General features: G+C 38.7%; 14 protein-coding genes. 6 read left to right on the top strand and 8 right to left on the bottom strand.

Going from position 1 to position 14068, the window contains the following annotated elements; all coding sequences use genetic code 11:
- Positions 1-22: 22 nt before the first annotated feature.
- Positions 23-1243 (bottom strand): pyridoxal phosphate-dependent aminotransferase, encoded by a 1221-nt coding sequence (locus tag HMPREF0072_RS04800; RefSeq protein ID WP_004827812.1) that lies wholly within the window; start codon positions 1241-1243, stop codon positions 23-25.
- A gap of 107 nt (positions 1244-1350) precedes the next feature.
- Here HMPREF0072_RS04800 and msrB point away from each other — a divergent pair, with 107 nt between their 5' ends.
- The gene (gene msrB, locus HMPREF0072_RS04795) at positions 1351-1788 is read left to right on the top strand and encodes a peptide-methionine (R)-S-oxide reductase MsrB (protein WP_004827811.1); all 438 of its coding nucleotides are present in this window, start codon (positions 1351-1353) and stop codon (positions 1786-1788) included.
- A gap of 98 nt (positions 1789-1886) precedes the next feature.
- Here the strand turns inward: msrB and ald are convergent, their stop codons facing one another.
- Both ald and HMPREF0072_RS04785 read right to left on the bottom strand, forming a co-directional pair.
- A complete protein-coding gene (gene ald, locus HMPREF0072_RS04790) occupies positions 1887-2996 on the bottom strand; it encodes an alanine dehydrogenase (RefSeq protein WP_004827808.1) in 1110 nt (369 codons plus the stop codon).
- 201 nt (positions 2997-3197) lie between these two features.
- On the bottom strand, positions 3198-3767 hold the full coding sequence (locus HMPREF0072_RS04785; RefSeq protein ID WP_004827807.1) for a DUF3783 domain-containing protein: 570 nt from the start codon (positions 3765-3767) through the stop codon (positions 3198-3200).
- Between the two features lie 107 nt (positions 3768-3874).
- Here HMPREF0072_RS04785 and HMPREF0072_RS04780 point away from each other — a divergent pair, with 107 nt between their 5' ends.
- The 3 genes from HMPREF0072_RS04780 to HMPREF0072_RS04770 all read left to right on the top strand — a co-directional run bounded on the left by HMPREF0072_RS04780 (position 3875) and on the right by HMPREF0072_RS04770 (position 6784).
- Positions 3875-4351, top strand: a complete 477-nt coding sequence (locus HMPREF0072_RS04780) for a hypothetical protein (protein ID WP_039931156.1) — start codon at positions 3875-3877, stop codon at positions 4349-4351.
- 100 nt (positions 4352-4451) lie between these two features.
- Entirely contained in the window at positions 4452-5279 is an 828-nt protein-coding gene (locus tag HMPREF0072_RS04775) for a Cof-type HAD-IIB family hydrolase (protein ID WP_004827802.1), read from the top strand.
- A 131-nt stretch (positions 5280-5410) separates the two neighbouring features.
- Entirely contained in the window at positions 5411-6784 is a 1374-nt protein-coding gene (locus tag HMPREF0072_RS04770) for an alanine/glycine:cation symporter family protein (protein ID WP_004827801.1), read from the top strand.
- Positions 6785-6879: 95 nt separating this feature from the next.
- On the opposite strand, the gene HMPREF0072_RS04765 is transcribed toward HMPREF0072_RS04770, so the two are convergent.
- From HMPREF0072_RS04765 to HMPREF0072_RS04755, 3 genes are read right to left on the bottom strand one after another with little or no spacing between them, the layout of a single operon-like run.
- Positions 6880-8730, bottom strand: coding sequence for a heavy metal translocating P-type ATPase (locus tag HMPREF0072_RS04765; RefSeq protein WP_004827798.1), 1851 nt, complete (start codon positions 8728-8730; stop codon positions 6880-6882).
- Positions 8731-8955, bottom strand: coding sequence for a heavy-metal-associated domain-containing protein (locus HMPREF0072_RS04760; protein WP_004827796.1), 225 nt, complete (start codon positions 8953-8955; stop codon positions 8731-8733).
- Between the two features lie 12 nt (positions 8956-8967).
- Complete coding sequence (locus HMPREF0072_RS04755) at positions 8968-9270, bottom strand: ArsR/SmtB family transcription factor (RefSeq protein WP_004827794.1); 303 nt, start codon at positions 9268-9270, stop codon at positions 8968-8970.
- A 155-nt stretch (positions 9271-9425) separates the two neighbouring features.
- On the opposite strand from HMPREF0072_RS04755, the gene HMPREF0072_RS04750 reads away from it, so the two are divergent.
- Both HMPREF0072_RS04750 and HMPREF0072_RS04745 read left to right on the top strand, forming a co-directional pair.
- The gene (locus HMPREF0072_RS04750) at positions 9426-9644 is read left to right on the top strand and encodes a hypothetical protein (protein WP_004827792.1); all 219 of its coding nucleotides are present in this window, start codon (positions 9426-9428) and stop codon (positions 9642-9644) included.
- Between the two features lie 13 nt (positions 9645-9657).
- On the top strand, positions 9658-9894 hold the full coding sequence (locus HMPREF0072_RS04745; RefSeq protein WP_004827790.1) for a DUF2922 domain-containing protein: 237 nt from the start codon (positions 9658-9660) through the stop codon (positions 9892-9894).
- A 458-nt stretch (positions 9895-10352) separates the two neighbouring features.
- Here HMPREF0072_RS04745 and HMPREF0072_RS04740 read toward each other — a convergent pair whose 3' ends face one another.
- Both HMPREF0072_RS04740 and HMPREF0072_RS04735 read right to left on the bottom strand, forming a co-directional pair.
- Entirely contained in the window at positions 10353-10865 is a 513-nt protein-coding gene (locus tag HMPREF0072_RS04740; protein ID WP_039931153.1) for a nitroreductase family protein, read from the bottom strand.
- 516 nt (positions 10866-11381) lie between these two features.
- The gene (locus tag HMPREF0072_RS04735; RefSeq protein ID WP_004827787.1) at positions 11382-13838 is read right to left on the bottom strand and encodes a pilin N-terminal domain-containing protein; all 2457 of its coding nucleotides are present in this window, start codon (positions 13836-13838) and stop codon (positions 11382-11384) included.
- Positions 13839-14068: the final 230 nt, after the last annotated feature.

The raw sequence follows: 14068 nt of genomic DNA, 5'->3' as shown, positions 1-14068 counted from the left end.
AAGAGTAAGACGAAATAAGAATTTATTTATTCATGTAAAAGGCAATTCTCTCCACTAATTTCACTACATCTGCCTTGTTTGTAGCGCAAAGAGCGATTCTTATTCCCTTGGCTGATGGGATGGTGAAGATATTTTCTTTTTCCAAATTTTCTGTTATTTCAAAGGCCCTAGCTGTTGGTACAAAGGCGAAAAATCCACCGAAGTATGGGATGATTTCCAAGTTATGCTTGGCTGCTTCACCTACAAAGACATCTGCCCTTTCCTTTAGCATAGCCTTTAAAGACGCCAGCTCCTTGTCGTATTTTCCCTTATTTTCTTCCTTGGCTAGGTCAACTAGGATTAGCTGAGGAGCGTGAACTCCGTTTGACCAATTCACCCTAGCAGAAGTCGCCATGGCATCCTTAAATTCTTCAATGACTTGCTTATAGCTTGAAATCCCAATCACAGCCCCACTTCTTAGACCATAGGCTGTGTAGGCCTTGGACATGGAAAAGGCAACTAAGACCATGAGATTTTCTGGAAGCTTTGAAAATTTATTGAAAAACTTCTTTTGCTCGCCATCTCCTGCAAATTCTATGTAGGCCACATCTATAAGGAGGGTAATTTTCTTGCCCCTAGCAACAGCCTCTTTTGAAATTTCCAAAACCTTATCCCATTCCTCATCGGAAAGCGAATAGCCGGTTGGGTTATTGCCTGGAGAATTGATTATAGAAACCAAACGATCGTGCTCTTTTAGGGCCTCATCTTGACATTTTTTGTAGGAAGCAAGGTCAAATTTAAAATCTTTGGTGAAAAAATTATAGGTCCTAAAGTCTCTGTCAAATTCCCTGCACATCTTTTGGTAGGGTTGCCAAAAATAATCGTGGCAAATAACGGGATCGCCAATGTCAGCATAGGCAAATATCCCATTTCTAATAGCCCCTGTGCCCCCCGGTGTGGATACAGCTTCGATATAGGCATCTGGCCTATAGTCCTCAAAAAGTAGGTTTATTACTGTATCTCTAAAGGTCTTTTCCCCTTCTATTGGGGCGTAGGACGCGATAAGCCCCCTATCCATGGTTTCAAGTCTTTTATAGAAGGAATCGAGGGCGATTATATTTCCCTCATCATCGGCTAGGGTGCCAAGAACAGCGTTAATTACATTTGCCTTGCCAAACTTGGCTTGGGCTTGTTTTACCTTGGCGTTTATTGCAAAAGCGAGGTCTGGACCAGTTTTTCCGCTTTTTTGTATTGTCATTGTCATGTTTTTCTCCTTTACTAGGGTTTTTTATTATTATACCGAATTTTATTGCCATGACTTGGGTTTTGTAGATAATTTTGGGTATGAATTAAAAACAGGAGGAAAATTTTATGAGTAAATACAATAAAGACGATTTGAAAAAAATCTTAACTGATATTCAATATGAAGTGACCCAAGAAAGTGGCACAGAAATGCCATTTTCATCTGAATATGACAATTTTTATGAAGATGGGATTTATGTTGATATAGTCTCTGGCGAGCCACTTTTTTCTTCAAAAGATAAGTTTAATGCAGGCTGTGGTTGGCCTTCCTTTACCAAACCTATTGATGGCACCGACCTTACAGAAAAGGATGACTTTAGGCTCATGCGAAAAAGAATCGAAGTCAGAAGCAAGGAAGCAGATAGCCACCTCGGCCATGTTTTCCCAGATGGTCCCAAAGAAGCAACCGGCCTTAGATATTGCATAAATGGAGCTGCCCTTCGTTTTATCCCAAAAAATAAGCTAAAAGAAGAAGGCTACGGCAAATATTTAGAAATATTTGAATAAAAAAACTACCAGCGATAATCAACCCCTCACTCTAGGGAATTGGCTATTTGGCTGGTAGTTTTTTAGATGACTTTCATCTTAACAAAGCTAGTCTTTTTTTAGATTTCAAGAGCCTTACATTCATGGCCTGTATCTTTGGCTACAGATTCGATTGTAACCTCGCCCTTGTGGGTGTTGATACCGGTCGCAAGCTCTGGGAATTTTTCAATTGCTCCCTTAAAACCGTACTTGCCAAGCGCCTTAGCGTAGACAGTTGTGGCATTGGATAAGGCGTAGGTAGAAGTCATTGCGACTGCTCCTGGGATGTTGCCTACTGCATAGAAGGTAACGCCATATTCTTTGAATACTGGATGGGTGTGGCTGGTAGCGTGATCTTTTGTGATGTCTGTTGAACCACCTTGGTCGATAGCAACATCGACTACGACAGATCCTTCCTTCATCTTCTTAACTGTGTCTACCTTTACAAGTTGTGGTGCACGTCTACCTGGGATTAGGACTGTGGATATAACAAGGTCTGCCCCACTTACTGCTTCGTCAATATTTAGTGGGTTAGAATAGAGAGTTTCAATCTTGTCTGGGAAAATATTGTGAAGGCTTGTTAGGGCATCAATATTCACATCTAGGACTGTAACCCTAGCTCCCATACCAACAGCGATACGGGTCGCAGCTGTGCCAACAGTACCTGCACCGACTATTACAACATTAGCAGGTCTCACACCTGGCACACCTTGGAGAAGAATCCCCCTACCACCTTCAGGCTTGGTTAAATATCTTGCTCCCTCTTGGACTGCCATCCTGCCAGCGATTTCTGACATTGGGCGAAGAAGTGGGAGTTTGCCATCTTTTATTACTGTCTCAAAACCAATAGCTGTGACTTTTTTCTTCAAAAGCTCGTCAAGTAGCTCTTCGTTGCCAGCTAAGTGGAGGTAGCAATAAATGATGAGACCTTCTCTTAAGTATTTATATTCATCTTTGAGAGGCTCTTTGACCTTATAGATGATGTCGGATTTTTCCCAAACATCAGCCGCAGAATCAAGGACCTTGGCACCTGCTTCTTTGTAGTCAGAATCGGATATGCCAGAGCCTACACCCGCCCCCGCTTCAACAAGCACTTCTATTCCATTTTTAACAAGGTCGGCAACAGCACCTGGTACTGCAGCAACTCTTGACTCTTGGTCTTTTAATTCTTTTGGTATTCCTATAATCATTTTTTCACCTCTTATAATAAAAAACTTAGTTCTTTATTTATATTTATACCTTTTTTTGTATTTATTTTAAAGAGGTCTTATTAATTTTCAAGAAAAAATTTGCAAGCCTTTCCTTCTTTATTATAAGCTTACATACCTTAGGATAGGAAAATAATTAAAATTTCAAAAAGAAAAGTGGCACCTTAGTACCACTCTTACTTCCTATTTGTTTTCATTTTCTACCCTTATATTCTCGTCCATGAGTTTTAGGTAGTAGTCCTTGGCCTTGTCTATAGAAAATATCGAAGCATCTTGGAAAAATCCCTTGATTTCTTCTATTAGCTCCTTGGTTTTGGCATCTTCCCCATAGGCTTGCTTAAGGCTTGAGGCCTTCTCTAGTTGGATATTAATCTTGTTAATAAGGCCCATAGTCCTTGCTTCCTTGTCATTTTCGATCAAAAGCTCCCTCAAAGACCATGTCACATTATTTTGTGTTGTCCCAGCCTTGTGTTGGACACTTGCCCCACTATTTCTAAGCTCGTCCATAACCTTAAACATCTTTTCATGGTCGAAATTAGAAAATAAAACAAAGTCAAAGTCAATATTTATGCTCTCGTTGATACCAGCTTTTTTCTCTTCAGAAAAACCATCAAGGCCCAAAAGGTAGCCTACATAATGGTCTACATGATCTTGACCAACTTCTATTATATCAACGTCATTTTCATTACAAATTTCCTTAAATTTATCGTAGTCTTTCGCAAGGTGTGTATTATAAAATAGTATTTCTGCCATATAATCCTCATTTCTATATTTATATATAAACTATACTAATCATAAAATTAAGGTCAATTTTGAAAAATGGGTATATAATAATAAAGACTAAGGTTATGGAGGAAAAAATGGAAAATAAAATTGTGGATATAGATTTAAGAATAGTAAGAACCAACAAGATGATAAGAAGGGTAAGACAAGTGAGGGCCATGGTCAAGCTTGCTATGAAAAACATGGACAACCAATATGCCTACTCAACATCAGATTGGCTCAGAGGAAATATTTTAGGTGACTTCATCAGAAAAAAAAGAACTGACAAGCTAAACTCACTCATAAATAAAGTCCAACAAGCTATGCTAGACCTAGAAAGCGACCTCCTAGTCTATGACGAAAACCTAGCCAGATCATTGAGGCTGCCTTCCAGGATGGCAGAAGCCGGCAAGGTGACAGGCATCATTGATGACATCGCTCTTAGAAGCAAGATGAGATACAAAAAATTTGACGTCGCCAAGAGCCTAAGAAATTTAGACAAAGTCTTAGCAAGGCTTGAAGAAGACAAAAACAAATTAAAATTTATGAAAAAAGACCAAAAGGGCTTGGTATAAAAAAAGGCAAGGCTTAAAGTTAAGCCTTTTTTATTTGTCCATGTAGAAAAAATTTTTCCCTCTTTTCGGACGAAAAGGAAATAAATAGTATAATAAGATTATGATTAAATTAATTACTATTGACGTGGATGGGACCTTGGTCACTCCACTTAAGAGATTAACTCAAAAAAATATAAAAGAAATTGACAGGGTGAGGGACCTTGGCGTGCACATCGCCCTTGCTTCTGGCAGGCCTTTTCACTCTATGGAAAGATACATAGAAAGGCTTGGACTCATGGAAGAAGGCCATTTTTCTGTGTGCCAAAATGGGTCTTACATAGTAGACAATGCTACAAAAAAACCAATCGCTGGCTCCTACCAAACAGTAGAAGACTTGATCAGACTTGATGAGCTTATGGCAGATTTTGATGTTCAAGTGTCTGCTATGGACGATGTTGGTTTTTATACCAGACACAAAAATCCAAGTATCTATACCCAGATGGATGCCGTTATTAATAGCCTAACTCTTACTACTGTTAATTACAAAGATTTCCCAGAGGATATGCGTTTCGGCAGATTTTTGATTTTGGGGTCTAGGGCTAGTATCAAGCAGGTTTTGGCGAATATGCCTAAGGAAGTTTCAGAAAATTATTACGCCGTCCAAACAGCTCCATTTTTGATAGAAGTGATGAATAAGACTGCCAACAAGGGCCACGCTGTAAGGCAAATGGCAGCAAGGCTAGGGATTAGCGCTGATGAAATCATGTCCATAGGCAACGAAAAAAACGACATACCTATGCTTGAACAAACAGGTTTCCCTGTGGCTATGGCAAATTCAGTGCCAGAGCTTAAGGCCCACGCCAAGTTCATCACCAAGTCCAACCTCCAATCAGGGGTGGGCTATGCAGTTGAAAGGCTGATTGACAATGGGCTTAAGAGGTTTCAGTAATAAGTGATAAAGCAAAACAACTCTCAGTTGGGAGTTGTTTTTTAATTTTTTTTGAAAAAAATTTAAAAAGTGATTTGTAATTAATAAGTATTAGAATAAAATAATAAAATAACATTTTTAAGGAAGATATTATGAGAGAGATTATAGAGAGTTTTAATGACTTCTTATGGGGTCTGCCCCTTATTTTAGGTATAATGGGCACCGGTATATATATGAGTATAAGGCTTAAGGGAGTCCAGTTTAGGAAGTTGGGTTTTGCCCTAAAGCATACCCTTGGCAGAATTTTTGCAGAAAATGATGAGGCTGATGGTGATATTTCACCTTTTTCTGCCCTTGCTACAGCCCTTGCCGCCACAGTTGGTACTGGCAATATCGTAGGTGTATCCCTTGCCATAATCATGGGAGGACCTGGTGCCATTTTCTGGATGTGGGTCGCTGCTATCTTTGGTATGGCTACCAAGTTTGCTGAAGTAACCCTTGCCCTTGCCTATAGGGAAAAAAGGTCTGGCTCTTTTGTCGGTGGTCCGATGTACTACATAGAAAAGGGACTAAAGAACAAAAAGCTTGCCAAGGCCTTTGCACTTTTCGCATCAATAGCCGTTTTTGGGATTGGAAATTCTACCCAATCAAACGCCATAGCTGGGGTTTTGAGAGATAATTTTGGCGTAAGCACCCTCGTTACCGGTTTGGTTTTGAGTATCTTTGCAGGCATAGTTATAGTTGGTGGTATTTCCACAATTAGCAAGGTCACAGGAAAACTTGTACCCTTCATGTCATTGTTTTACATCCTTGGATCAATTTGGATAATTTTTCTAAATCGTGCCAACCTCATCCCTGCAATCGAGTCAATCTTTGTTGGAGCTTTTGCACCAATGAGTGTGGCTGGAGGAGTGGCAGGTATAACAGTTAGATCAGTTATTTCTGCCGGTGTAGCTAGGGGTGTTTTTACCAATGAAGCAGGTCTTGGTTCTTCACCAATGGCCCACGCATCAGCTGCCACAGACCACCCAATTCGCCAAGGTCTCTGGGGAATGACCGAAGTTTTTGTAGACACAATGATTATTTGTAGTCTGACAGCCCTAGTAATCTTGACCACTGGGGTCGACAGGTCAGTAGGAGTAGATGCAAGAAGCCTTGTAGCTAGCGCCTTCGCTTCCACATCTTCAATCGGTGGCTTAATCCTATCCTTGGGTATCAGCTTATTTGCCTTCTCAACCATCTTGGGTTGGGCCTACTACGGCGAACTTGCTAGTTCCTATCTTTTTGGAGAGGGAATCAAAAAATACTACAGGATTGTCTATGTCATCTTCGTCTTTGTTGGAGCAAATATGGACCTAGGCCTTGCCTGGACAGTGTCAAATATCCTAAACGGTCTGATGGCTCTGCCAAACCTCTACGCCATATGGAGGCTAGCTCCAGTCCTAGTGAAACTAGAAAAAGACTTCTTCAAAGACCCAATGAAAATGAGAAAAGGCCCTGAAGAATACAGTGAATTATTAGCATAAATCAAAACCAAAGTCAACCGGCTTTGGTTTTTTTGTTAGGCAAAATGAACAAAAAAAAATAAAGGAACAAAGCCTTTCGCCTTGTTCCTTTTGCCTTATAATTTTATTTTTAGGATTCTCATCGCCCATATTATGGAAATTATTGATACTCCTACATCGCCAAAAATAGCTAGCCACATTGATGCTATACCCAAGAGGCCAAGAATAAGAATAGCAATTTTAACAGTCATGATGAAAAATATGTTTTGCATAACTGTAGAGTTTGTAAGATTTGCTATCTTCATAAGTTTTGCCAGCTGACTAAACTCCCCGTTGGCTACAAGGATGTCAGATGATTCTATGGCAAGGTCTGAGGCTGTTTCGCCCATGGATATGCCCACATTTGCATTTTTAAGTACTGGGGCATCATTGATACCGTCACCTACAAAGACCACCTTGTGGCCCTTGGCCTTAAAATCTTTCATTACATCTAGCTTATCCTTTGGCATAAGCTCAGCATAATAATCTGTAAGGTCTAGCTCTTCTGCCAAGTCTTTTACTGGGCCTTTTGCATCGCCCGATACTATGGCAATTTTTTTGAAATCTTTTTTAAGACTTTGTATTGTATTCTTGCTGTCTTTTTTAATTTCGTCTTCTATAATGACCCTGGCAATCGCCCTACCATCAACGCCTAGATAAACGGCTCTCACTTGGTCATTTTCTATACCAATAAATCTTGCTGATCCAATCTTAACTTCTTCCCCGGTCTTTGTTATAGCTACTACTCCCAAACCACTCTTGTTATCAACTGATTCAAAGAGGTCTGGATTTTCCATCCTATCCATAGAATTTACAATTCCTCTAGCGATTGGGTGGGTTGATAGCTTCTCGATATTATAGATATAATCGAGTGCCCTTTCTCTATCGTAGTCTGCTAAAAATTCTATGTCCTTTACAACAAATTCGCCTGTAGTAAGGGTGCCTGTCTTGTCTGTAAGAAGGATATCTGCTGATATTAGTTCCTCAAAATATTGGCTTCCCTTAATCAAAATCCCTTCCTTGCTAGCAAGGCCTAGGCCCGACATAAAGGAAAGTGGGACTGACAAGACTAGGGCGCAAGGGCAGGATAGGACCAAGAAAGTGGCAGACCTTAAAAGATAATCTGACCAAGCTCCTCCCATCAAAAGTGGTGGCACTATGGCAAGCAGAATGGCAAAGCCAACCACTATTGGGGTGTAGACCTTGGCAAATCTAGTAATAAGTCTTTCGCTTTGAGATTTTGACATGTGGGAATCTTCGATAAGCTCGATAATTTTTGCCGCAACAGAATCGTCAAATTCCTTGGTAGCTTCGTACTTTATTATGCCCTGGGTTATGATTGATGAGGAAATTATCTCATCCCCAGCTTTCACTTCCACAGGCATGGACTCACCTGTGACAGAAGATGTGTCAACCAAGGCGACTCCCTCGACTATAAGTCCGTCCACACCTACTTTTTCCCCATCACGCACCATCAAAATATCGCCTACTTCTACATCATCAAGGTCGATTTCTTCAACTGTGCCATCTTCTAGGACCCTATTGGCTAGGTCTGGCACTAGGTCCAAAAGCCCCTTGATATTTTCCTTAGAAGAATGGGTTGCAATCTCTTCAAAAAGTTCTCCAAAACCATAGAAAACCATAACAGCAATAGCCTCAAGGTAGTCGCCAATGACAAAGGCAGTCACTGTGGCAATGGTCATAAGGAAATTCTCATCCAAGGCCTTCCCACGTCTTAAACCCTCAAAGGCTTCCTTAAGGACATCCCAGGCTGCAAGAAGATAGAGCCCCAAAAACCATAATTTTAGGATATAGCCATTAACCCAAGCAATGTGCGAAGCAAAATATTGAAGGGCAAAGCTAAGAATGACAATCAAAACAAGCTTTAAAAAAGTTTGCTTATGGTCATTTGTTATTGATTTTAGCATCTAGTCCACCAAAATTTTTGATCCTGGTTCAATCTTATCAGCTATTTCATTTGCCTTTGCAAGTAGCTTATCAAGGTCGACATCATCTCTAAGGTCAAACTTCACCTTTTCAGATAAAAATGACACTGTCGCACTTTCTACTCCGTCTAATTTTCCTAAAGCTTCCTCAATTTTTGCTGCACAGTTGGCGCAATCAAGACCTTCAATTGTATATTTCTTTTTCATACTTCCTCCTTATTATTCACAAACGTGTTCTAGGCCAATTTTAATAATTAATTTTACGTGCTCATCAAGAAGTGAATACATGATGGACTTGCCATCCCTTTCGCTTTTAACAAGCTTATTCTTCTTCAAGTTTCTAAGTTGGTGGCTAATGGCTGATTGACTCATATCAAGACTTTCGGCAATGTCGCCTACACTCACAGGCCCATCAAAAAGCCTATACATAATCCTCATCCTAGTCGAGTCAGAAAAAATTTTGAAAAGGTCAGCCAAGTCACTAAGGTCATTGTCCGAAATCTTACCTATATCTACCTTCATTCACACCTCTTTTCACTTCTATATCTTTTCATATGAACAACTATTCATATGAATATTGTATCATATTTTATAATATTGTCAAGATGATAGGGACAATTTTGGAAAGTTTACTACTTACTATTACGGCGCCGATAATAAAACAATAAGGAGATACTATGAAAATTAAAATCAAATTCGAGATTAAGGGTAATGAAGGCTCTGCCAACAAAACCTACACAAAGACTTTTATTCAAGTCAACGAAAAAAGTACAAATGATAATTTAATGAAATTTGCTGCGGCCTACCTTTCCCTAGTCAACGGAAAAGACAACAAGATTGCCTACTCAATCTATAAGGCCAACGAAGAAGAAGTCTACAGCGGATCAGTAAATTAAGGAGGAATAGCGAATGAAAAATACAAATAGCAAAAAATTGAAATTATACTTCAAAGATGCAAACAACACTCAAAGAACTGTTACAATAGATCAAGCAAAAGACACCTACAAAGACGCAGACGTGAGCGCTGCAATGGATAAGATTATAGAATCACAAGTCCTAGAAACAAAAAAAGGATTAATAAATAGCAAGGCAAGAGCAGAAGTAGAAACCATAGAAAAAGCTGCCCTTGATGTAATACAAGCATAAAGAAAAGCTCCCAAGTTAAATCTTGGGGGCTTTTTTATTGAAACTATGAGCTAATTTTTAATTAGCTTCAGACAATCAACAAAGTCCTATATTCATGTCATTCTGACGAACGAAGTGAGGAAGAATCCCATAAATTAGGGATTAGCAAAATTACTATCTATTTATAATTGAATTTGTCTACACTCTGGAGCTAATTTTCATTAGCCCTATTTTTTTGCCCAAAAATTGCCATTAGATAAGCGAGGGACTTCTGCGTTTGTGAGGTATTTCCCTTATGGGATTCTTCAGTCGCTTAGCTCCTTCACAATGACACAAGTGAGTGCTAAATGTTACTTTTTTCCCCATTTGTCATTCCGACAGATAGTTTGCCTCGAGCGTAGTCGAGAGGAGGAATCCCGTAAATCATAGACTCGTGGATAATATAAGAAATATATCCCCCTCGGTTTCTAACAAATATCCTAAATATATCTCCCTATCTCATCAACACTTCTTCTCTTATGGTGGTTGGCTAGTGGGCCTGCACCCTCAGCCCTAAAACCTAAGTCAATAAGGCAAACTACAACCTCATCATCAGAAAGATTAAAAACTTTCTTAACCTCATCAGGATCGATATTATTAATCCAACAAGAATCCACACCCACACTTTGGGCTGCAAGAATAATATGGCTTGCAACAATAGCAGTATCCTCAAAACCAGAATCATACTTGCCACCAGGATAAGTGAAAACTTTAGACTCATCATAGGTAAGGATAAGCACAGTGCTAGCCCCGTAGCGACAAGGAGTCACCTCATCCACCTTATTAAGAGCCTCCTCAGACTCCGCTATATAAATAAGATAATTTTGCAAATTTTTTGCAGTCGGAGCCAAACGAGCCGCCTCCAAAATAAGCCCAAGCTTATCCTCCGGCACCTTCCTGCCATCATAACTCTTGCACGAAAAACGCTCCCCAGCAAGTTCAATAAAATCCATAACCCCTCCTTTAATCATTCTCCCTATACTTATACCCAAAAATTGAAATCTGAAATATTATAAAATGAAACCCACATGGAAAAAACTAAAAACGCCCACCAAAGCCATCCCCAACCTATTACATTAAAACAAAAGTTCATACCCTACACCACTTACTTTTTTTATCCAATCTCTATTAAAAATTATTAACAATAAGCTTTATGGAAAAATACCATTCTCAATAAATTATAACCATCCAAAATAAAAAAACACTAAAAAAAGAGGAGAAAATTCTCCTCTTTTCTTATGATCTCAATCCCCGTACTAGCGATTAAGATTTATTCTTTGTTTTTTTACTTAAGCTTCAACAGCTTGAGATTTTTTGTAGGCGACAAGCCCGTCGGCTCGTGGAGACATGCGCCTATCATGAACTAGGCCGTCGCCTCGTGGAGACCAAGACCTGCAACGATGAAGATTAGTGAACTGATGTCTACTTTTTTCATCGTCAATTTTGCGATTTTCTAATCTTAAATCCTATTAAGCTTCAACAGCTTGAGATTTTTTGTAGGCTATGAATGCGCCTGTCATTATTGCTAGACCTGCTACGATGAAGATTAGAGAACCAATACCACCTGTTTCTGGGATAGTTACTTTCTTGTTCACAATCTTTTGAGCTTTATTATTGTCGTTTCCATTTGTAGCGTCGTATTGAATGTGTTCTGCTGTTACACCTTGAGCTGGTCCTGTGTATGAACCATCAGCTACTGTAAATTTAAAGTTTTCTGGGTTTGTGTCAAGAGCATAACCTGGAGCTGCCTTAATTTCGACTGCTCTGTAGTCACCATATGCAAGACCTGTTACTTCAAATTGACCATCTTTGTTTGTATAGAATTGTGTAGCTTCATCTTTACTTTGAACCCATGTATAATTTAGTTTTGCTTTGACAAATTCTTTATCTCTAGTTTTTTGAAGTTCTGCAACTTTTGCTAGCGCTTTATCTTTTGTATCAAATTCATCTGTTACAATTTTTACTTTGTTTGTTGCAGAAATAGCACCTTTTGCTAGAGCATCATTAACAGCTTTTATAGCGTCATCATAAGCTTTTGCTGCTGTTGTATATGCTGTTGAACTTGTATCTGCGTTAATCTTTAGATATTTTCCATTATTTGTAGCATCAGAAGTATTGTTATTTTCTATTACGAATTGTGCTCCTGCTAGTCTATCACCTGTTTCAGAATCAACTTTTACAAATTTCTTACCACCTACTGTTACTTGTGGAGGTGTTGGTGTGATTGAGTCTGGAGTTTTCTTGTTATTAACGGTTACTTTACCACTGTTATTATCAACTACATATTCTGGTTCATAACCATCAACAATTTCTTTTATTTTATATTGTTTTGCTTTATCTTCTTCATTTTTAAATTTGAATTTACCAGCGAAGTCACCAGTTTTTTCAAAAGTTATTCCATGTCCTAAGTCAGTTTGGTCAACAGTTGATTTATCTGTAAATGTAACATCAGCTAATGCATTATTATTTTCATCTAATAATACATATTTAACCTTAACTCCTGTAGGAGCTGTTCCATCTGCCCATGTTTTTGAAACTGTAATTTCACCATCTTTAGGTTTTACTGTTTCACTTGATGGAGCTGGTGGTGTGTGGTTGTATGTGATAGTTGCGTGGTTGTCCATTGGTCTATCATTAACAGCCTTTGCTGTTACTTTTGCAGAGTATGTGAATGTAATATTAACATCAGAAGTTTCTGCTGCTTTGTTTAACTTATCAATACCTGTTTGATTGAAAGTAATATCGAATCCATTACCAATTGTTTTTACAGTATAGTCACTGGTTGCGTCTAATGCAGGGTTTAATGTAGGATTTACTGCTACAGTAACACCTTTCTTAGAGTCGTATTCAAGACCACCATCCATAGAATCTGCTAAATGTAGTTTTGTAAAAACAGATCCTTTTGGTAAGAACGCTTTAGCTTCGTACTTAATTTCTTTACCGATTTCACCTTTAGCATTTGCTTTTTCTTTGTTGTAGTTATCAAAAACTGCTCCAACATCTTTCAAAGTATTTTTATCAGTGATTTTTTCTAGTCCGTTTTCTTTAGCGAAGTTCTTATCAAATTTTACTTTTTTCTCTGTATTCTTTGGATATAGGTTTAATGGTTCAGTTTCGCTGTAGTTACCAGAACCATCTGGTTTACCTATTGGTAGAACTAAGGTAAATGGTACAGCTTTCCTACCTGTTAGAGTTTCACCATTTTCACCTTTATAGGTTGATTTTGCTTTATCTTCAACTATTCTGTATGTTCCATCAGCTAGACTTGCTGTTGCTATACCGTCTTCATTATCAACTCTTGCTGTTGTGAATACTCCATCAGTAGCACCTTCGGTCACAAGTTTATAGTATTTTGTACTTTCAAGGTCATTTGTAGCAAGCTTATATGTTGTCATAAGCTCAGAACCAAGTGTATAACCGGATGGGTTTGAGTCTTTACCAGTGTAAACTTCAAATATTCTGAAAGCTACACCATTAATTGGTTTTGAATCAGAACCGAAATATTCTCCAACAGTTAATTTTTGACCCTTGAACTCAGTTCCATCAAGACCTGTTAGGCCAGGGAATACTTCTTTAGCTACAGCTTTTTTGTTATCTACTGGTTCGCCTTTGAAGCCTTTTACAAATTCATTATCAGCACTTAATTCTGAATTCATGTTTTTCGCATCGTAATACTTAGCAGAATCACCTTCACCTTTTTTAACGATTACTTTTGACTCACTTGTTTTTGGTTCAGCTGTTGTTGTAAGTGTTACTTTTTTCGCATTCCAATTGTGCTCTTGCATAAGTATCTTATGAATTAACACTTTTGTTTTGTGAGCACCAGGTTCGTTTGCATTGTTTGCACTAGCAGTCGTAAATGGTGCTACTAGGATACCAAATACCATGGCGAATGCTGTTAATAATGACAAAATTTTCTTTTTCATATTATTCTCCTTTATATTTTTTGTCAGTGTCGCTAAAAATATCCGCTAGGATATTTTCCCAGAAAGGCTTGCGACTTGCCTTTCGTGCTGGTGGGCCAGCTGCTTATAGGGTTGGGGTCCTTTGGGATATACCAAGTGGGCCTTCCTATAAATGGTTCGATCTTTTATGTCTTAGGGCCTTTGCCCTTTGTGCTTTGCTTTTGGCTCTTGCCTAAAAAGTAAGCTTTCCT

The organism is Anaerococcus lactolyticus ATCC 51172 (assembly GCF_000156575.1).
Lineage (GTDB): Bacteria > Bacillota > Clostridia > Tissierellales > Peptoniphilaceae > Anaerococcus > Anaerococcus lactolyticus.
Note: the sequence above shows the minus strand (reverse complement) of the source record. Positions and strands in the feature narration are given on the sequence as shown.